The organism is Phocaeicola vulgatus ATCC 8482 (assembly GCF_000012825.1).
Lineage (GTDB): Bacteria > Bacteroidota > Bacteroidia > Bacteroidales > Bacteroidaceae > Phocaeicola > Phocaeicola vulgatus.
Map to the genome: position 1 here is coordinate 4662460 of NC_009614.1, position 21133 is coordinate 4683592.

Genomic DNA, 21133 nt, shown 5'->3' on the forward strand with positions numbered 1-21133 from the left:
GAATGGACAGAGCACAGTTTTATAAAGAAGTATATAGCATTACAAAAGAAATCCCCTACGGCAATGTTTTTACTTACGGAAAAATAGCACAACTTATAGGTAATCCCCAATATTCACGAATGGTAGGACAGGCTTTATCTCATGCACCAAAAGAAGAAGACCTTCCTTGCCACCGGATAGTAAACAGCCAAGGAAGACTAGTTCCCAGCTGGCAGAAACAAAAAGAATTATTGGAAAAAGAAGGAATCACCTTCAAGCGCAATGGATGCGTCAACATGTCCAAACACTTATGGGACATTACTGGTTCACTCACATCGACAATAGGTATTAGCCCCACAAGTGCAACGTGGCAATAATTGCTCACTCAGTTCGTCCCGATAAAACTCATATAATTCACGATACATCGTTTCATAAAGTTCGGAAATACGATGTTCCAATTCTGTTTCATCCTCATAAATATGCTGAAACGGGTCATCAAAAGAAAAATGCTTCCAGTTTTTCACTTCCTTATTAAAATCACCCTCCACTTCCTTTGCTTCTTCACAAAGAGTAATCACATAGTCCCATGGTTGATGGCAATATATATCCACATCACTAGCTTTCTTACGAGAGCAATCATATCCATTCTGTTCCATCACCCCTACCACTGAAGATGGTACCACTCTTCCCGGCAGAACTCCAGAGGTAAATATCTTTGTCCCATATCCAAAAGAAGATAATATCTTCTGTGCCATACGACTACGACATATGTCACTATTACTCACCAATAAAATATTCATCGCTATTCCTATATTTAAATTCAACAATTATTTTCATTCATCCCTACTAACATAAAACACTCTCAAAGTATAAACTAATATCCGATATCCAGCCCCATTCAAGTGCAAATCATCAATGGGCAAATTAGAGTTCAATTTATCATTCAACAACAATTTATCGAACACGTCTAAAATCACCAATAAATGAGATTTTAAGTTTTCCTTTCATACCTACCTCTTCACCAGTTTTTTTGGAGAGCCACTCCATGAACACCCCAAACAATAAATAATAGTTAAATCAAACCCTTCCATATTCTCTTCCAAATTTTTCGGTACCACTTCCCCTTCATCCGATACATAAACTAACAACCTTTCTTTCTTCTCATTTTTAACGTATAACCCTGCAATTTTGCATTGCGGACACAACAATTTTCTCATATCTATTTTCTCTTTTTATCCAAAACAACAAATTAACATCCAATTTTTCTTATAAATTTGCGGCAAAAATACGAAAAAAAACAGTTGAATAGCATCTGTAATGAATTTGCACAACATAAAAAGATTATTGGAAAGAAAATGCCTATCTTTGCCCAAGAATATAAAATCGCAAAATAAAAGTGTAGCTATGGAAATAAAATTAGACAGAAAAAAAAATCATATTGCGGCATCTGATTACAAAGAACAAACAACCGTCATAAAAACAACTAGCGATTTCAAAATAGGGAACAATGTAGACACGAACAAAATAGAAGGGAATTATATGGTAAAAAGAGAGAAAGAAACGCTTATAAAAATAATAGAACTTCGCAAATCTCAACGCGATATTATCCTAACTTTAAATCGTATCTCTATATTCCCCTTACAGACTGAAAAGCAGTCAACTGAAGTATTACAGGAATTAAACAAAAACTTTATCATTCATTCCGAGTTGTCCGCATAGTGACCTCACAAGAAAAACAAATCATTAGCAACTATATTAAACGAACTATGATACATTTTTTTAAGAATTCCATTACCACTATAAAGTTACCCGATAAGTTCACTTATCCTTTTCACTATACCCCTCATCCACTTTGCATAATAGCGACTAAAGAAGTACAAGCCTATCTGACAAGTCAATCCCAATGGCAAAAAGAATTGCAACAAGGAAAAATGTTTGGTGTCCTAATTGTACAAACACCCGAGAATAAAATAGGTTATTTGGCTGCATTTTCAGGAACATTGGCTGGTAAAAACTGTCATCCTTTCTTCGTCCCGCCAATTTATGATTTGTTACAACCACAGGGATTCTTCAAAATAGAGGAAAAACGTATATCCGCCATCAATGTATGCATTAAAAAGACACAGAACGACCCTCGTTACATAGATCTACTCCGACAAATTGAAAAAGAAAAAATACAATCCCAGCAGGAATTGACTGAAGCTAAAGAGTTTTTCAAATCCGCTAAAAAAAACAGAGAAATCCGGCGCAAGACAGGAATTCCCGACGCAAAGGAGTTAGCTGCAATGATACGTGAAAGCCAGTTTCAAAAAGCTGAATTAAAACGCATGGAAAAAATATGGAAAGAAAAAATCGCTTCACTACAAGCAGAAGCCGATACTTTCATCACAAAAATAGAAACGATGAAGATAGAAAGGAAAAAACGTTCTGCCACTTTACAAAGAAAGCTGTTTGAGCAGTTTCAAATACTAAACGCCCATGGAGAAACAAAAGATTTATGTCGTATTTTTGCACAAACTATACAAAAATTTCCTCCTGCCGGAGCCGGTGAATGTGCAGCTCCCAAATTACTCCAATATGCCTATAAGCATCAATTAAAACCTATTGCTATGGCAGAATTCTGGTGGGGAGATTCTCCAAAAGCAGAAATAAGACATCATGGATACTACTATCCTGCATGTAAAGGAAAATGCGGACCTATCCTGGGACATATGTTACAGGGACTGGAAGTGGAAGAAAATCCCTTGTTAAAAAAACATTATCATGAAATGCCATTAGAGATAGTATATGAAGATAATTACCTAGTCGTAATCAACAAACCAGCAGGAATGCTCTCGGTTCCAGGAAAAGGAGAAATAGACTCTGTCTATCAACATATAAAAATACTTTATCCAGATGCCACAGGTCCTCTGATAGTCCACCGATTGGATATGGCTACTTCCGGTGTGTTATTAATAGCCAAAAACAAAGAAGTACATCAGCACCTGCAAGCACAATTCAAGAATAGAATGATAAAGAAACGATATATTGCCTTATTGGATGGCAAGATTTCTTCTAAAGAAGGAACCATAATACTCCCCCTCCGTATGGATCCTCTTGACAGACCCAGACAAGTAGTAGACCATGAACATGGAAAAACCGCTATCACACAATATCAGGTTTTAAACGAACAAGAAGGAAACACACTTATTGCCTTTTATCCATTGACAGGACGGACACACCAATTAAGAGTACATGCCGCCCATCCGGAAGGATTACATTGTCCTATACGAGGAGATGAACTCTACGGACAAAAAGCAGACAGACTTTATTTACATGCTGAAAGTCTAGAGTTTGTTCACCCTGTAACAAAAGAAATAATTTTTGTAGAAAAGAAAAGTAATTTCTAATAGTTTTTGCTCAGAAAATTTATCTGTGGGTGCTGAAAGTTTTTTTCAGCACCTCACACACCAAATTAGTATTTTACCATTCCTGAAGTAGACATCCGTTTTATTCTTCCATACACATATATAAATGCGGGAATCAGAAAAATAACTGCAAATATCCATGCCGTAGGGTCACCAAAACAAACAGCTAAATAGCCCAATATTGGTACTGCATAAAGACTGACCATTATACGGGCAATCATTTCGGATACCCCCGACAACATAGCCAAATTAGTAAAGCCCACCCCCTGAATGGAATAACGCAAGATACAAAGTAAGCCCAAAACCGGAAAGAAAGAAACGGAAATATGCAAAAACAATTCCGTATCTTTCAATATCTCCCATTCTGCTGGGTCAACAAATAACAAGGCAAAAGTACGTGCTCCCAACATCAAGACTACAAACATAAAACCACAATAAATAACCATCATTAACACACTCGCCTTGATTCCCAGCCAGATACGCTTCGGTTTTCCCGCACCGTAATTCTGTCCACTATAAGTAGCCATAGCTATACCCAGACTCTCAAGCGGACACATACAAAACATCTTAATACGCATAGCAGCCGTAAAAGCAGCCACACAAGCAGTACCCAATGCATTATTCGCACTTTGCAACATAATACTGCCAATAGCAGTAATAGAGAACTGTAATCCCATCGGCACACCGATATACAGTAAAGTCTTTGCCAACGCTCCTCGAAATTTATGCTCTGTCGGAGTTCCCTTCAGAATCTCAAAATGACGCATCATATACAAATAACACAATACAGCCGAAACCCCTTGTGAGAATACCGTAGCCACAGCTGCTCCCGCCACTCCCCAATCAAGTATCAAAATACAAAAGAGATCAAGCAAAATATTCAATATCGTAGAAAAAAGCAAAAACCAAAACGGAGTTTTGCTATCACCCAATGCACGAATAATACTTGAAAGCAAATTATAGAAAAAGGTACAGGGCACCCCGATAAAAGTAATCAGCAAATAAAGATAAGCATCCTCAAGAATATTCTCCGGAGTCTGCATCATCTGAAGAATATCCGAACAAAACATACTAGTTACAATAGCAATTACTACAGACATCACCGCTGCCAATTGTAAACTAACTGCCACAAAACGCCGCATCATACCATAATCCCTTGCTCCAAACTTCTGTGCGACAGGAATACCGAAGCCACCACAACAGCCATTGCAAAAGCCTAATATCAAAAACACCACCGAAGTGCTAGCTCCTACAGAAGCCAAAGCATTAATTCCAAGAAACTTACCCACAATAGCAGCATCCATCAAGGAATAAGTCTGCTGAAGTAAATTACCCAGCAATAAAGGAAAAGCAAAATTCAATATCAAAGGGAACGGACGTCCCGAAGTCATCTCTCTCGAAGTTGCCATAACATGAATGTATTGTAAATCCGAGCACAAATATATATCATCCTTTGTAAAAATACATATTTCTAGAACTTCATTTCAATGAATACCCATTAATTAAATGATACATATCAATTTTTCCCGGAGAACTATCGTCTTTCCCAAAATCCTGAATAAAAAAGCAACAACACAGCAAACAATTCCAAACGTCCTATCAACATCAGGAACGACAATATCCATTTAGCAGCATCAGGCAACGCCGCCCATGAAAAAGCAGGACCGAATGCTCCTAGCCCCGGTCCCACATTGCCTAAGCTAGAAATTACTGTACTCATCGCTTCAATTATCCCCACCCCGAAAAACATCAGCAGTATCCATCCGGCCAAAATACAGAACAAATAAAATACAAAGAATGTATTCACTGAAGCAATGATGGAAGGCGATATAACCTGACGGTTCACACGAACAGGCAATACAGCCCTAGGATGCAGCATCCGTTTGAATTCATTTTTGATATTACGCGCCAGAATCATAAGGCGCATATTTTTGATTCCCCCACTAGTAGACCCCGTACATCCACCTGACAACATAGCAAAAATAAGAAGCATCCATGTAAAAGATGGCCACAAGTTATAATCATCCGTTGCAAAGCCGCATGACGTATGCGCCGTAGCTACTTGAAACAGAGCCCTGCGGAATGCCTTTTCCCAATCATAATGATTCTGAAAAACTAAGGCAAACGTAATAACAAGTGTCAGAATACTCACTGATTTCATAAACCAACGGAATTCATCATCCTGAAATAAACGCTTGCCTTTCCCTTTCAGACACATAAAATAGAGAGAGAAATTAATACCCGAAAGGATCATAAATATCGCTATTACATATTCTATAAACGGAGAGTTCCAATAAGCTACACTAGCTTGTTTGGTAGAATAACCACCTGTAGCCGTTGTTGAGAATGAATGACATACCGCATCAAAAAAACTCATTCCTCCTATCATCAGCAGCACAGTTTCTGCAATTGTAAGAATAGCATATATCATCCACAGCCACTTAGCCATCACATCAATCCGGGGATGTGTTTTGTCGTGCGTCACCCCGATAGCCTCAGCTGAAAAAAGTTGTATAGTTCCTCCCCCGAAAATAGGAAGCACAGCAATAGTAAAAAAGACAATACCCAAGCCACCTATCCATTGTGTCAAGCTACGCCAAAATAACAGACCATGTGAAAGAGATTCTATATCATCCAATATAGTAGCTCCTGTAGTAGTAAAACCCGACATGGTTTCAAAAAAGGCATCCGTCACCGAAGGGATTCCTCCACTAAAATAAAAAGGCAACATTCCAAACAACGTAAACAAAAACCAAGTAAAAGTTACAATGCAGTACCCATCTCGTCGTGTCAGCCGATTCTCAGCACCTCTACTACAAATTAGCAAAACTCCACCGACCAATGTATTCAAAAGAATGGTATATAGAAAATATTGATAATCTTGCTCACCGTAACATAAGGAAACAGCCGCACAAAGCAGGAACATAGCAGATTCAATAAAAAGTAATACCCCCAATACACGGAATATCATTTTTTTATTTATCAAGCTATTATTCCGGCTTCCACCTTTATATAATTTATCTGGATTATAAAATTCTCCCATCTTTTTATACCTTTTATATTCGACAAGTATATAGCGAATACTATGCCAAAATGAAAAACAACATTATAAACTATTGATAAACAAACAGATATTATATGAAGTCATAAAAAAAAGGGAAACACTACCCTTTTCAAAATGAAAGGGAGCGTATTTCAAAACAACAAGGTTGCAGATATGACGATCTCAAGCAAAATTTAAATTACATACATATCTGCTAACACTACAACATCGTCCTCATCATAATGAATAATGAATAAATATTTTAAAATTACCCACTATTTTACTATTTTTGCATCCAAATCGATAATCCTCTACTAAATTTAATTCGCCTACTGTGGAATTATTCTACAGCTGTTGCCTGTTTTCCACACTTTCCCTATCAACAAAAGGCAGTAATAAAACACTGATTATGAAAAGGAAAGGCTATTTACAGTAGTTTGGCACGCTGCTTGTATTCCTACTGACGGCATCTTAAACAATAACAAAACTAAAGTATGAAACTATTTTTTACACACAAAGAAATTGCGCTAAAAAAGAAAAGAACAGCGCTTGTAGTAATAGGTATTGGACTAGTTATCGGGATTTACCTGATTGTTTCCCATCGACCGGCAAAGATGCCGGAACTTCCAGTAGTTGCCATAGCACCGGCAACGCAAGACGATGTGGAAATATATGGTGAATATGTAGGACGCGTACGTGCACAGCAATTCGTTGAAGTACGTGCCCGAGTAGAGGGATATTTAGAACAAATGCTTTTCGCAGAAGGTACATATGTCACTAAGAATCAAGTGCTGTTTGTTATCAATCAAGATCAATATCGAGCCAAAGCTGACAAAGCGCGTGCCCAATTGAAAAAAGATGAAGCACAGGCACAAAAAGCAAAACGCGATTTAGAACGTATCCGTCCGCTATATGAACAAAATGCTGCCAGCCAGTTGGACTTGGACAATGCTACTGCTGCATATGAAACAGCAGAAGCCTCGGTAGCTATGAGTAGTGCCGACCTTGATCAAGCAGAACTGGAACTAGGTTATACGATAGTTCGTTCTCCGTTAGCAGGACATATCAGTGAACGCCACGTGGATTTAGGGACATTGGTAGGTCCAAGTGGCAAATCACTGCTTGCCACCGTAGTAAAAAGTGATACTGTATTAGTGGATTTCAGCATGACAGCTCTAGACTATCTGAAAAGCAAAGAGCGTAATGTGAACTTAGGTCAAAAAGACTCTACCCGCTCTTGGCAACCCAATGTTTCCATTACTCTAGCAGACAATACTATTTATCCATACAAAGGACTGGTAGACTTTGCCGAACCGCAAGTTGATCCACGCACAGGTACATTCTCCGTACGTGCCGAAATGCCGAATCCAGAACGGATATTACTTCCTGGACAGTTCACCAAAGTAAAACTATTATTGGATGTCAGAGAAAAAGCTACGGTAGTTCCGTTAAAGTCCGTTATCATAGAAAAAGGCGGTGCCTATATTTATGTAATGCGCAAAGATTCTACAGTAGAGAGACGTTTCATTGAATTAGGACCTGAATTCCAGAATCAAGTAGTGGTGGAAAGAGGCTTGGCTCCCGGAGAAGACATTGTTATAGAAGGATACCACAAGCTGAATCCAGGCATGAAAGTAAAAGTAAGTCCTGCTGTAGAAGACAAAAAAACGGAGGAAAAAGATACGATCGGATAATTTCACTCCCGAATACGAATTCCCCTATGGAGGAAAATTTACGCATTCAAAAAAACAATAGACATTATGAAAGTTAGTTTCTTTATAGACAGACCGGTATTTTCAGCTGTCATCTCCATATTAATAGTCATTGTCGGTATCATCGGTCTCACGATGCTACCCATTGACCAATATCCGCAGATTACCCCGCCGGTAGTGAAAATCAGCGCATCCTATCCGGGTGCCAGTGCCCTGACAGTATCACAAGCGGTAGCCACTCCTATAGAACAGGAATTGAACGGTACTCCAGGAATGCTTTACATGGAATCAAACAGTTCCAATTCGGGAGGTTTTTCAGCCACCGTCACTTTTGATATCTCGGCAGATCCCGATCTGGCGGCAGTAGAAATACAGAACCGTATCAAGTTAGCAGAATCACGTCTTCCAGCAGAAGTTATACAAAATGGTATTTCGGTAGAGAAACAGGCTGCCAGTCAATTGCTAACCCTATGCCTTACCTCTACCGACCCGAAATTCGATGAAATATACCTTAGCAACTTTGCTACTCTGAATGTACTGGACCTAATCCGCCGTATCCCTGGCGTAGGACGTGTTTCAAACATCGGAAGCCGATATTACGCCATGCAAATTGGGGTACAGCCCGACAAACTGGCCAATTTCGGTCTGACCGTAGCCGATCTGCAGAATGCACTGAAAGACCAAAATCGGGAATCAGCAGCCGGTGTACTGGGACAACAACCCGTACAAGGATTAGACGTAACCATTCCCATCACTACTCAGGGACGTCTATCTACTGTAAGCCAGTTTGAGGAAATCGTAGTCCGTGCCAATGCCGATGGTTCCATCATCCGTTTACGTGATGTGGCCCGCATCTCACTCGAAGCACAATCATACAATACCGAGAGTGCCATTAACAAAGAAAATGCAGCGGTATTGGCCATCTATATGTTACCGGGAGCCAACGCTATGGAAGTAGCAAAAAGCGTGAAAGAAGCTATGGAGGAAATCAGCAAGAATTTCCCCGAAGGAATGAGTTACGAGATACCTTTCGATATGACCACATATATTTCGGAATCTATTCATGAAGTGTACAAAACACTGTTTGAAGCCCTGATACTGGTTATTATCGTAGTATACCTTTCACTCCAAAGCTGGCGTGCAACAGTTATCCCACTAGTTGCCGTACCTATCTCACTGATTGGAACTTTCGGATTCATGTTGATTTTCGGATTCTCGCTTAATATCCTGACCCTGTTGGGGTTGGTACTTGCCATCGGTATTGTGGTGGACGATGCTATCGTGGTAGTAGAGAATGTGGAGCGTATCATGGAAGAGGAGAAACTATCTCCCTACCAAGCTACCAAGAAAGCTATGGAAGGACTTACAGGAGCCATTATCGCCACTTCTTTGGTACTGGCAGCAGTATTTGTTCCCGTAAGTTTTCTAGGTGGAATTACCGGACAACTTTATCGCCAGTTTACGGTAACCATCGTAGTATCCGTATTGCTGTCTACGGTAGTAGCTTTGACATTGAGTCCAGTCATGTGTTCGCTTATCCTGAAACCGGAAGATCCGAACAAGAAAAAGAATATCGTATTCCGCCGTATCAATGAGTGGCTGGCTATCGGCAATCATAAATATGTAGGGCTTATCAAACACATTGTGAAACACCCGCGTCGGGTACTGAGCACATTCGGCATGGTATTGATCGCCATCCTGTTAATCCATCGCATCATTCCCACCAGCTTCCTCCCCATCGAAGACCAAGGGTATTTTAAAATAGAGTTGGAGCTACCCGAAGGTGCAACGTTGGAACGTACACGTATCGTAACAGAACGTGCTGTGGAATACCTGATGAAAAATCCGGCAGTGGAATATGTGCAAAGTGTGGCGGGAAGCAGTCCGCGTGTAGGAACCAGTCAGGCACGAAGTGAACTGACTGTCATCTTAAAACCTTGGGAGGAACGTGACTCGCAAACTATTGACAATATTATGGCACAGGTAAAAAAAGACATGTCACAATACCCCGAATGCAAGGTATATCTTTCCACCCCTCCCGTTATTCCGGGATTGGGCAGTTCGGGCGGGTTCGAAATGCAATTGGAAGCACGTGGAGATGCCACTTTCGAAAATTTGGTACAAGCTACGGATACATTGATGTATTATGCATCAAAACGTAAGGAATTATCAGGTTTATCTTCGGCTTTACAAGCGGATATCCCCCAACTTTATTTTGATGTAGACCGTGACAAAGTAAAATTCTCAGGAGTACCTTTAGCCGATGTATTCTCGACTATGAAAGCTTATACAGGTTCGGTATATGTAAACGATTTCAATATGTTTAACCGCATCTACCGTGTATATATTCAAGCAGAAGCACCCTACCGGGAACATAAGGAGAATATCAACCTGTTTTTTGTACGGGGTACAGACAATGCCATGATACCGCTCACCTCGCTGGGTACCACTTCGTATACCACTGGTCCGGGCAGCATCAAACGTTTTAATATGTTCAACAGTTCTGTGATTCTCGGTGAGGCCGCAGACGGTTACAGTTCAGGACAGGCTATGGAAATTATCGAACAAATAGCCCGCGAACACCTACCGGAAAATATCGGTGTAGAATGGAGCGGACTATCCTTCCAGGAAAAACAGGCAGGTGGACAGACCGGCATGGTGCTGGCATTAGTGTTCATGTTCGTATTTTTGTTCCTTGCTGCCTTATACGAAAGCTGGATGGTACCGGTTGCAGTATTACTCTCTTTGCCTGTAGCCGCATTAGGTGCTTATCTAGGTGTATGGGGCTGTGGACTGGAGAATGATGTCTATTTCCAGATCGGATTGGTGATGCTGGTAGGACTAGCCGCCAAAAATGCAATTCTTATTGTAGAGTTTGCCAAAGAACAAGTAGACAAAGGAGTAGATGTAGTACAAGCTGCACTTCATGCTTCACAGCTCCGTTTCCGACCTATTTTGATGACTTCATTGGCATTCATCTTAGGTATGTTACCTATGGTCATTGCCAGCGGGCCAGGTTCAGCCAGCCGTCAGGCTATTGGTACAGGTGTATTCTTCGGAATGATCTTTGCTGTAACTGTGGGAATTTTGTTAGTACCTTTCTTCTTTGTACTGATATACAAGATGAAAGCGAAGATGAAACAAAAATAAGGATATAAAAAGATGAAAGAAATGATGAAACATACATTATTATATATAGCCGTATCAGGAATGACTTTGCTGACTTCTTGCCAATTAGGTAAGCACTACACACGTCCCGACTTACATCTTCCCCAACAATTAGATACATTACGACAACAGGATACATTATCTATAGCCGATATGCAATGGTGGGAAATCTATACGGACACAACCTTGCAAAGCCTGATAGAAAAGACGTTGGATAACAACAAAGACATGAAAATAGCTGCGGCACGTGTAAAAGAACTTGCCGCAATGAAGCGCATAGACTTTGCCAACCTTTTCCCCCAACTGAACGGAAGCGCTTATGCCCAAAAAGAAGGAAGTAATTATGGTGGTGACAACTATAAAAATGACCCCGAACAGGGTGGTAAACTTACCGTGACTTGGGAATTAGACTTATGGGGTAACCTGCGTTGGGCAAAAGACAAAAGCATAGCACAATTTCTGGGAAGCATCGAGGCGCAACGTGCTTTGAAAATGAGTATTGTGTCCGAAGTGGCACAAGCCTATTTTGAATTGGTCGCATTAGACAATGAGCTGAACATCGTTCGTCAAACACTCTATGCCCGTAAAGAAGGAGTACGCCTGGCAAAGCTTCGTTTTGAAGGAGGACTAACTTCAGAAACTTCCTATCAACAGGCACAAGTGGAGTATGCACGTACCGCAACTTTAGTTCCTGAACTGGAAAGGAAAATTTCATTGAAAGAAAATGATATCGCATTCCTGGCAGGCGAATACCCGCACCGCATACAGCGTTCCATTCTACCCGAAGAGGTAAAACTACCTGAAACATTACCAGTAGGTCTACCCTCCACTCTGTTGGAACGTCGTCCCGATGTACGCGAAGCAGAACAGAAATTAATAGCAGCCAATGCCAGTGTAGGTATTGCCTATACCAATATATTCCCACGACTCAGCCTCACAGCACAATATGGCGTAGAAAGTGAAGAATTCTCTGATTTCTTTAAATCACCCATTCATTATATCAGTGGCAATCTTCTCACTCCTCTCTTCGCCATGGGAAAATACAGAGCAACCCTAAAGGCTAAGAAAGCCGCATACGAACAGGAATGCTACAGCTATGAAAAATCAGTGCTGACTGCATTCAAAGAGGCCCGCAATGCCATTGTGGACTTCAATAAGATAAAAGATATCTACGAATCGCGTCTGCAACTGGAACGTTCCTCTAAAGCAACAATGGAACTGGCCCAATTGCAATACATCAATGGAGTAATAGGCTATTTGGATGTATTGGATGCACAACGTAGCTATTTCGATGCACAAATAGGATTAAGTAATGCAATAAGAGACAAACAAATTACATTAGTAAAATTGTATAAAGCATTAGGGGGTGGATGGTAACCATCCCCTCTTAATTTGATTTTCCTTTATCCGGAAAATCAAATTAAGATATATGCCTGATAAGACGTATTGTTCTCTACCGGTGTAAGTGACAAATAACCCGACTTCACTTTTCCATTTTCCAAATATAAAGGATGCTTTTCTTGAAGCGCAAGATGAGAATGCCATGCCTCACCGGGCTTTGCATAATATTCTATAACATACCGTCCCTGCACGCCATCACACACATAGTTATCATATATCAAACGTGCTACCACTCCCATATTCATACGAAGATTTATTTCCACACACGGATGAATGGCATACCCGCCGTTTTGGGTACGGCATATCATCATATCCACCCCCAGATAGCCTTCGTAACTCCCTTTTATAACTTCCGCCAACTCTACCTGTAACATCCTCCCAACCTGATGTAAGATTTCCGCAGAAACATATGTGGATATCCTCGCTTCAATAACCCGATCCGCAGCCAACAAGTTTTCTTTATAAACACCTCTCTTGTCTGTTTCAAATAAAGAATACCCTATAAAATGTACCTGTTCCCACTCGTCTGCAAAAAACTCCATGGCAAAATCCAAAAGCTTATCATAAAAAGGCTCTCCTATCACCTCATGCTGAGTGGTAAGTATGTGTCGAACCCACCCTTCCAGAGGGATGGTAAAACTACCTGAAACATATTGTATCCCTCTCCCACTACCAGACCATGGCGCTTTTAACAAAGCACGAGGATGAGACAACACAAAAGCCTTCACTTCCTCTGTTGATGACAATACAAAAGCCTCCCCCAATGTGGGAATATTCCCACCTATATGCCTACAAAGGCGTCGTAACACTTTTACAGCCGTCTGACGTCCGGATATTTGACGGATACGCTTCATACGCTCTACTGAAGGATATGCTGTATCAGGAAATCCAGCTTCCTGCAAACGACGCACCAAAGACGGATTCCATCCCCAAGGAATCACCTTATTATAAATGGGGAGGAATTCTGAAGTCCAATTGACCGAAAGCGGCAAAAAAGATTGTCTTTCCATTGTTTTCATACGCAGAGCAGAATCCAGCCATACAGTTCCTCCCTGTTCTGCATACCATGCAGGCAACACGGACAGCTCGGCCGCCATTCGCCGGGCACTGGCAGGTGCCATATAATAAGGATCACCACAAGCCAATGCCATATCATTTTCCGGATTGAATAAATAAAGCGCTTCCATTTCCGGACACAAAGATAAATGTTTTAGAGTACAAACCATTTCTCTTGTTCGTCTTTTAGTTGAAAAAAAATAATATTTTGCTATCTCCAGTTTGCAATTTGAATTAGTATTGCTATATTTGCAACCGATAAAAAAGCAACCATGGAAACCTTTTACAGAACACACAGTTATCTGGTGGAACATACAAATGCTCCTGTTCGCCGGGACTTGATGGACGAAATAGACTGGAACGACAGACTGATCGGCATCAAGGGTACTCGTGGCGTAGGGAAAACGACTTTCCTCCTGCAATATGCAAAAGAAAAGTTCGGAACGGATCACTCATGTCTGTTCATCAACATGAATAACTTTTACTTCTCTAAATATACGTTAGTGGAGTTTGCCGCAGAATTCGTAAAACGAGGAGGAAAAGTTTTGTTGATAGACCAAGTGTTCAAGTATCCCGAATGGAGCCACGACCTGCGTGCTTGCTATGAAATGTTTCCTACTCTGAAGATTATATTCACCGGATCATCCGTGATGCGATTGAAAGAAGAAAATCCAGAACTGAGCGGCATTGCCAAGGTATACTACCTGAGAGGTTTCTCATTCCGCGAATATCTGAATCTGCAAAGCGGTAATTGTTTCCGTGCCTATACCTTACAAGAAATTTTGGAGAATCACGAACAGATAGCGAAAACCATCCTGCGCAATGTGAAGCCGTTGGATTATTTTCAAGACTATCTGCATCACGGTTTCTACCCATTCTTCCTGGAAAAACGTAACTTTTCGGAGAATCTGCTAAAAACCATGAATATGATGATAGAAGTAGATATACTTCTTATCAAACAAATTGAGCTGAAATATCTTTCAAAGATAAAAAAATTACTATATTTGCTAGCTGTGGACGGACCCGTTGCTCCGAACGTCAGCCAGCTGGCCACGGAGATTCAAACTTCACGTGCCACGGTGATGAATTACATTAAGTATCTGGCAGATGCGCGTCTTATCAATATGGTTTATCCCAAGGGAGAGGAATTTCCCAAGAAACCTTCCAAACTGATGATGCACAACACCAACCTGATGTACTCCATTTATCCGGTAAAGGTCGAAGAACAGGATGTTCTGGATACATTTTTCATGAATACCCTGTATAAGGACCATAAACTATATAAAGGCGATAAAGGCACTTCATTTATGGTAGACAACGGACTGCATTTCCGTATTTGCGCAGAAGGGTGCAAGTTCAAAAATAATCCAAACGTGTATTATGCCCTACACAAATTGGAATTAGGACACGGAAATATGATCCCATTATGGCTTTTCGGCTTTTTATATTAAGAGATAGAGAATAGATTTTATTACCTAATAATTAGTAATTGTATGACTAAACAAAAAAAATTCATCACTTGTGATGGTAACCAGGCAGCAGCACATATCTCGTATATGTTTTCTGAAGTAGCTGCTATCTATCCCATCACTCCGTCGTCTACTATGGCTGAATACGTAGACGAATGGGCTGCCGCAGGTCGTAAAAACATCTTCGGCGAAACAGTTTTGGTACAAGAAATGCAGTCAGAAGGCGGTGCAGCAGGTGCTGTTCATGGTTCTCTTCAGGCAGGTGCGTTGACTACCACTTACACTGCATCTCAGGGTCTGTTGCTAATGATCCCTAACATGTACAAAATTGCCGGTGAATTCCTGCCTTGCGTATTCCACGTATCGGCTCGTACATTGGCTTCACACGCATTGTGTATCTTTGGTGACCATCAGGACGTCATGTCTTGCCGCCAAACAGGTTTCGCCATGTTGTGCGAAGGTTCTGTACAAGAAGTTATGGATATGGCTGCTGTAGCCCATCTTGCTACTATCAAATCTCGCGTGCCATTCGTCAACTTCTTCGATGGTTTCCGTACTTCTCACGAAATCCAAAAAATTGAAATGCTGGAGAATGAAGATCTGGCAGGTCTGATTGATCAACAGGCTTTGGCAGAATTCCGTCAACGCGCGTTGAATCCTAACAACCCTGTTGCACGCGGTATGGCTGAAAACCCCGATCACTTCTTCCAGCACAGAGAATCTTGCAATAACTTCTATGAAGCTGTTCCGGCTATCGTAGAAGAATACATGAACGAAATCAGCAAAATCACAGGCCGTCCTCATGGTTTGTTCGATTACTATGGTGCTGAAGACGCTGAACGCGTAATTATCGCAATGGGTTCTGTTACAGAAGCTGCCCGCGAAGCTATCGACTACTTGATGAGCAAAGGTGAAAAAGTAGGTTTGGTTTCTGTACACTTATACCGTCCGTTCTCTGCTAAACATTTCTTGGCTGCTGTACCTAAGACTGCCAAGACTATCGCAGTTCTTGACCGTACTAAAGAACCGGGAGCAAACGGTGAACCTTTGTATCTGGATGTTAAAGACTGCTTCTATGGAACAGAAAACGCCCCGGTTATCGTAGGTGGACGTTACGGTTTAGGTTCTAAAGACACTACTCCTGCTCAAATCATCGCTGTATTCAAGAATTTGGCTCTGCCAATGCCGAAAAACCACTTCACTGTGGGTATCGTAGACGATGTAACTTTCACTTCTCTTCCCCAGGAAGAAGAAATCGCATTGGGCGGTGAAGGCATGTTCGAAGCTAAATTCTACGGATTAGGTGCTGATGGTACTGTAGGTGCCAACAAGAACTCTGTGAAGATTATTGGTGACAACACCGACAAGCACTGCCAGGCTTATTTCTCATACGACTCTAAGAAATCAGGTGGTTTCACTTGCTCTCACCTCCGTTTCGGTGATACTCCTATCCGTTCTACTTACTTGGTAAATACTCCGAACTTCGTAGCTTGCCACGTACAGGCTTATCTGCACATGTACGATGTAACCCGTGGTTTGCGTAAGAACGGTTCTTTCTTGCTGAACACTATCTGGGAAGGTGAAGAACTGGCAAAGAACCTGCCTAACAAAGTGAAGAAATACTTCGCTCAGAACAATATCACTGTTTACTACATCAATGCAACTCAGATTGCTCAGGAAATCGGTTTGGGCAACCGTACCAATACCATCCTGCAATCAGCATTCTTCCGTATCACAGGCGTTATTCCTGTTGACTTGGCTGTAGAACAGATGAAGAAATTCATCGTTAAGTCTTATGGCAAGAAGGGTGAAGACGTGGTGAACAAGAACTATGCTGCCGTAGACCGTGGTGGTGAATACAAACAATTGGCTGTTGATCCGGCTTGGGCTAATCTGGAAGTTGAAGCTCCTGCTGCTAACAATGACCCTGCATTCATCAACGAAGTAGTTCGTCCTATCAACGCTCAGGATGGTGACTTGTTGCCGGTATCTGCATTCAAAGGCATCGAAGACGGTACTTGGGAACAAGGTACTGCTCAATACGAAAAACGTGGTGTAGCTGCATTCGTACCTGAATGGAATGCTGAAAACTGTATCCAGTGTAACAAGTGTGCATATGTTTGTCCTCATGCTTCCATCCGTCCGTTCGTACTTGACGCTGAAGAACAGAAGGGTGCAGACTTCGAAACATTGAAAGCTGTAGGTAAACAATTTGACGGAATGACATTCCGTATTCAGGTTGACGTGCTTGACTGTCTGGGTTGTGGTAACTGTGCCGATGTTTGTCCGGGCAATCCGAAGAAGGGAGGCAAGGCTCTTACAATGAAACATTTGGAAAGCCAGTTGTCTCAAGCAGCCAATTGGGAATACTGCGCTAAGAACGTGAAGAGCAAACAACATTTGGTAGATATCAAAGCCAATGTGAAGAACTCTCAGTTCGCTACTCCGTTGTTTGAATTCTCTGGAGCTTGTTCAGGTTGTGGTGAAACTCCGTATGTGAAACTGATTTCCCAGTTATTCGGTGACCGTGAAATGGTTGCTAACGCTACCGGATGTTCTTCTATCTACTCCGGTTCTGTTCCTTCAACTCCTTATACTAAGAACGAAAAGGGTCAAGGTCCTGCTTGGGCTAACTCATTGTTCGAAGATTTCTGCGAATTCGGTTTAGGTATGACTTTGGCTGACAAGAAACTTCGTGCACGTATCGAAGCTGCTATGAAGGATGCTATCGCCAGTGATACTTGTCCGGCAGAATACAAAGAAGCATTCCAGGAATGGATTGACGGTAAGGACGATGCAGACAAGAGCAAAGCTGCTGCCGAAAAGATCATTCCAATGGTGGAAGCTGCTAAAGATAAATGTAAGAACTGCGCTACCATTGCAGAATTCAAGAACTATTTGGTTAAGAAGAGCCAATGGATTATCGGTGGGGACGGTGCTTCTTACGATATCGGTTACGGTGGTTTGGACCACGTGATTGCTTCCGGTGAAGATGTAAATATTTTGGTATTGGATACTGAAGTTTACTCTAATACCGGTGGTCAGTCATCTAAGGCTACTCCGCTGGGTGCTATCGCTAAGTTTGCCGCTTCAGGTAAGCGTGTACGTAAGAAAGACCTTGGTATGATCGCTACTACTTACGGTTATGTATATGTTGCCCAGATTGCTATGGGTGCTGACCAAGCTCAGACTTTGAAAGCTATCCGTGAAGCAGAAGCTTACCCCGGTCCGTCATTGGTTATCGCTTACGCTCCGTGTATCAACCACGGTTTGAAGGCAGGTATGGGTAAGAGCCAGGCTGAAGAGGCTAAGGCTGTAGAATGCGGTTACTGGCACTTGTGGCGTTTCAACCCCGCTTTGGAAGAAGAAGGCAAGAATCCATTCATGCTTGACTCTAAAGAACCGAAATGGGAAGGTTTCCAGGATTTCTTGAAGAACGAAGTTCGTTTTGCTTCTGTAATGAAACAGTATCCTGCTGAAGCAGCAGATCTATTTGCTGCTTGCGAAGAAATGGCCAAGAAACGTTATGCTTCTTACAAACGTATGGAAGCAATGAATTGGGGTGAATAATCTCTGATACATGCATATAAAAAAAGGCTTGTTCCTGTATGGAACAAGCCTTTTTTTATAGCCTTTTCTACCATTAGTATATATGAGGTCACCCATACGTATGTACAAAACAAGACTTCAATTTCAAGTATTTCTACTGTAACCATCACCATTTATGGCTTAAGGTTACCAAAAATTTCCTACCTTTGCACATAACATTATGAAAAACCTATAAACATGAATATTCTAATCAACCTGAAATACACATTGGCTGTCACAGCCGGAGTGTGCTCCTCTTTTGCATACGCACAAAAACATCCTCATATCATACTGATAATGACCGACCAACAGCGAGCTGATGCCATAGGCTGTATGGGAAACGATGCGGTTATCTCCCCTAACCTGGACGCACTAGCTGCCGAGGGAACATTATTTATGAATGGTTATTCTTCTTGTCCAAGCAGCACTCCGGCACGTGCAGGTCTGCTGACCGGACTTTCTCCTTGGCATCATGGCTTGTTGGGATATGGAAAAGTATCTCCCGAATATAAATACGAAATGCCACAGATGCTAAAAGATGCTGGTTATTATACTTTTGGAATCGGGAAAATGCACTGGCATCCCCAACGGATAAAACATGGTTTCGAAGGCACTCTGCTAGATGAAAGCGGACGCGTGGAGGACGAGAATTTCACCAGTGATTACCGCCAATGGTTCCAAACAAAAGCCCCCGGAAAGAATCCTGACGCCACCGGCATAGGCTGGAACGACCATACGGCAAGTATCTATAAATTGCCCGAAAACCTCCATCCTACCTATTGGACAGGAGAAATGGCCTGTGAACTTATCAGCAACTACGATCCGACCAACAAACCGTTATTTCTGAAAGTTTCTTTTGCCCGTCCGCACAGTCCGTATGATCCACCACAAAGATATCTGGACATGTATAAGGATGCCCTAATACCCGATCCTGCCATCGGAGACTGGTGTGGCAAATACGCCAAGAAACTAAATCCTGAAGAAACGGCACAAGACGCTCCATACGGTAATTTTGGCAATGAATATGCACGCAATTCCAAACGTCATTATTATGCCAACATCACTTTCATTGACGAACAGATAGGCAGAATTATCCAAACATTGAAAGAAAAGGATATGTATAATGACGCATTAATCGTTTTCGTTTCCGATCATGGCGATATGATGGGTGACCATTATCACTGGAGAAAGACCTATCCATACGAGGGCTCCACTCATGTGCCATACATCGTGAAATGGCCTTCTGCCAACCACGTTACACCGGGAAAAACAGACGCTCCCGTAGAGTTGCGTGATATTCTTCCCACTTTCCTCGATGCAGCCGATGTGACCATCCCCACTGACATGGACGGCCGTTCCTTGTTACCGCTTGCCAAAGGCATGGAAACAAACTGGCGCAAGTATCTGGATCTGGAGCATGCCACCTGTTACAGTGATGATAACTATTGGTGTGCACTGACTGACGGCAAAATAAAATATATATGGCGTATCCATACCGGTACCGAAGAGTTATTCGACTTGACCCAAGACCCTCAGGAATTGCACAATGCCGTCAATGACAAAAAATACAGGAAACAGCTGACGGAAATGCGTAATGAAATGATTCGCCATTTAAGTGAACGCGGTGAAGAGTTCGTGAAGGACGGCCGATTGGTGGTCAAGGAGAAGACCATGCTTTATGGACCTCATTATCCGGAAAAAGAAAATAAAAGATAACGTGTGTTGTACAGAGGAGTCGTTTCCAATTGCCCCACTTTCCTACAACAGAGTTTTATAATTCTGTTGCCACTGCCATCACCTCTCTAACTTCCTATGAATAGGGAGTTAGAGAGGTGATGGCAATACATTATTTTATGCAAGAAAAATGCCTGCAGCCACCACTTTATCCACCTTGTTCCATGGTACAAGCCTGCCCTGTCCGGTGGACAAAGCAGGCTTGTGCAATAAACACGGTAAGCTTGTGCAGCCTCGAAACTGCGACTTTCCTTGCCAAAGTATTCAGAATCTTGATACAAGTTCTGTCGGATCTTGCAGCAAGTTCCACGAAATCCTGTACCAAGTTTTGCCGTTACATCCAGCATCCTTCCCTTTCGGAGGAGAAGGATAAACCGGTAGAGCCGGAAAGACTTAAACTAAAGATTGAAAGATATAGATCTTTGGAATGAAACGTCTTGTTCTTTTTATCAGACGTCTTCATCTTTTTTGTAAACGTCCTTGTCTTTTCCGAAAAGAATAAAGACTTTCGGAACGATACGGAACAGTGACCGGAAACGGGTTTCTACACATACGTTTCCAAATGAACCTCTATTT

14 protein-coding genes are annotated in these 21133 nt (G+C 41.7%); 9 read left to right on the forward strand and 5 right to left on the reverse strand.

Features of this window, described 5'->3' with window-relative positions; all coding sequences use genetic code 11:
* Positions 1-2: 2 nt before the first annotated feature.
* Entirely contained in the window at positions 3-356 is a 354-nt protein-coding gene (locus BVU_RS21950) for an MGMT family protein (protein ID WP_005852042.1), read from the forward strand.
* On the opposite strand, the gene BVU_RS18930 is transcribed toward BVU_RS21950, so the two are convergent.
* Positions 306-779 (reverse strand): low molecular weight phosphatase family protein, encoded by a 474-nt coding sequence (locus tag BVU_RS18930; RefSeq protein WP_008781695.1) that lies wholly within the window; start codon positions 777-779, stop codon positions 306-308. The two genes, BVU_RS21950 and BVU_RS18930, sit on opposite strands and share 51 nt — an antisense overlap.
* A 210-nt stretch (positions 780-989) precedes the next feature.
* The gene (locus BVU_RS18935) at positions 990-1196 is read right to left on the reverse strand and encodes a hypothetical protein (protein WP_032945689.1); all 207 of its coding nucleotides are present in this window, start codon (positions 1194-1196) and stop codon (positions 990-992) included.
* A 187-nt stretch (positions 1197-1383) separates the two neighbouring features.
* Here BVU_RS18935 and BVU_RS18940 point away from each other — a divergent pair, with 187 nt between their 5' ends.
* Together BVU_RS18940 and BVU_RS18945 are read left to right on the forward strand one after the other, a co-directional pair.
* On the forward strand, positions 1384-1698 hold the full coding sequence (locus tag BVU_RS18940) for a hypothetical protein (protein WP_005842136.1): 315 nt from the start codon (positions 1384-1386) through the stop codon (positions 1696-1698).
* Positions 1699-1745: 47 nt separating this feature from the next.
* A complete protein-coding gene (locus tag BVU_RS18945) occupies positions 1746-3368 on the forward strand; it encodes an RluA family pseudouridine synthase (protein WP_005842137.1) in 1623 nt (540 codons plus the stop codon).
* A gap of 65 nt (positions 3369-3433) precedes the next feature.
* Here the strand turns inward: BVU_RS18945 and BVU_RS18950 are convergent, their stop codons facing one another.
* Both BVU_RS18950 and BVU_RS18955 read right to left on the reverse strand, forming a co-directional pair.
* The gene (locus BVU_RS18950; protein WP_012055898.1) at positions 3434-4795 is read right to left on the reverse strand and encodes an MATE family efflux transporter; all 1362 of its coding nucleotides are present in this window, start codon (positions 4793-4795) and stop codon (positions 3434-3436) included.
* 125 nt (positions 4796-4920) lie between these two features.
* Complete coding sequence (locus BVU_RS18955; protein WP_012055899.1) at positions 4921-6429, reverse strand: TrkH family potassium uptake protein; 1509 nt, start codon at positions 6427-6429, stop codon at positions 4921-4923.
* A gap of 494 nt (positions 6430-6923) precedes the next feature.
* On the opposite strand from BVU_RS18955, the gene BVU_RS18960 reads away from it, so the two are divergent.
* The 3 genes from BVU_RS18960 to BVU_RS18970 all read left to right on the forward strand — a co-directional run bounded on the left by BVU_RS18960 (position 6924) and on the right by BVU_RS18970 (position 12686).
* Entirely contained in the window at positions 6924-8123 is a 1200-nt protein-coding gene (locus BVU_RS18960; RefSeq protein WP_005842144.1) for an efflux RND transporter periplasmic adaptor subunit, read from the forward strand.
* Between the two features lie 66 nt (positions 8124-8189).
* Positions 8190-11291: an efflux RND transporter permease subunit gene (locus BVU_RS18965; protein ID WP_012055900.1), complete on the forward strand. Its 3102-nt coding sequence runs from the start codon at positions 8190-8192 to the stop codon at positions 11289-11291.
* 21 nt (positions 11292-11312) lie between these two features.
* The gene (locus BVU_RS18970; protein ID WP_005842148.1) at positions 11313-12686 is read left to right on the forward strand and encodes an efflux transporter outer membrane subunit; all 1374 of its coding nucleotides are present in this window, start codon (positions 11313-11315) and stop codon (positions 12684-12686) included.
* A 38-nt stretch (positions 12687-12724) separates the two neighbouring features.
* Here BVU_RS18970 and BVU_RS18975 read toward each other — a convergent pair whose 3' ends face one another.
* Positions 12725-13936, reverse strand: coding sequence for a hypothetical protein (locus BVU_RS18975; protein WP_012055902.1), 1212 nt, complete (start codon positions 13934-13936; stop codon positions 12725-12727).
* A gap of 102 nt (positions 13937-14038) precedes the next feature.
* On the opposite strand from BVU_RS18975, the gene BVU_RS18980 reads away from it, so the two are divergent.
* The 3 genes from BVU_RS18980 to BVU_RS18990 all read left to right on the forward strand — a co-directional run bounded on the left by BVU_RS18980 (position 14039) and on the right by BVU_RS18990 (position 20539).
* On the forward strand, positions 14039-15217 hold the full coding sequence (locus BVU_RS18980) for an ATP-binding protein (protein ID WP_005842152.1): 1179 nt from the start codon (positions 14039-14041) through the stop codon (positions 15215-15217).
* 42 nt (positions 15218-15259) lie between these two features.
* Positions 15260-18805 carry a pyruvate:ferredoxin (flavodoxin) oxidoreductase gene (gene nifJ / locus BVU_RS18985; protein WP_005842154.1) on the forward strand — a complete coding sequence of 1182 codons (3546 nt, stop codon included), beginning with the start codon at positions 15260-15262 and terminating at the stop codon, positions 18803-18805.
* Between the two features lie 216 nt (positions 18806-19021).
* Entirely contained in the window at positions 19022-20539 is a 1518-nt protein-coding gene (locus BVU_RS18990) for an arylsulfatase (protein WP_005841699.1), read from the forward strand.
* Positions 20540-21133: the final 594 nt, after the last annotated feature.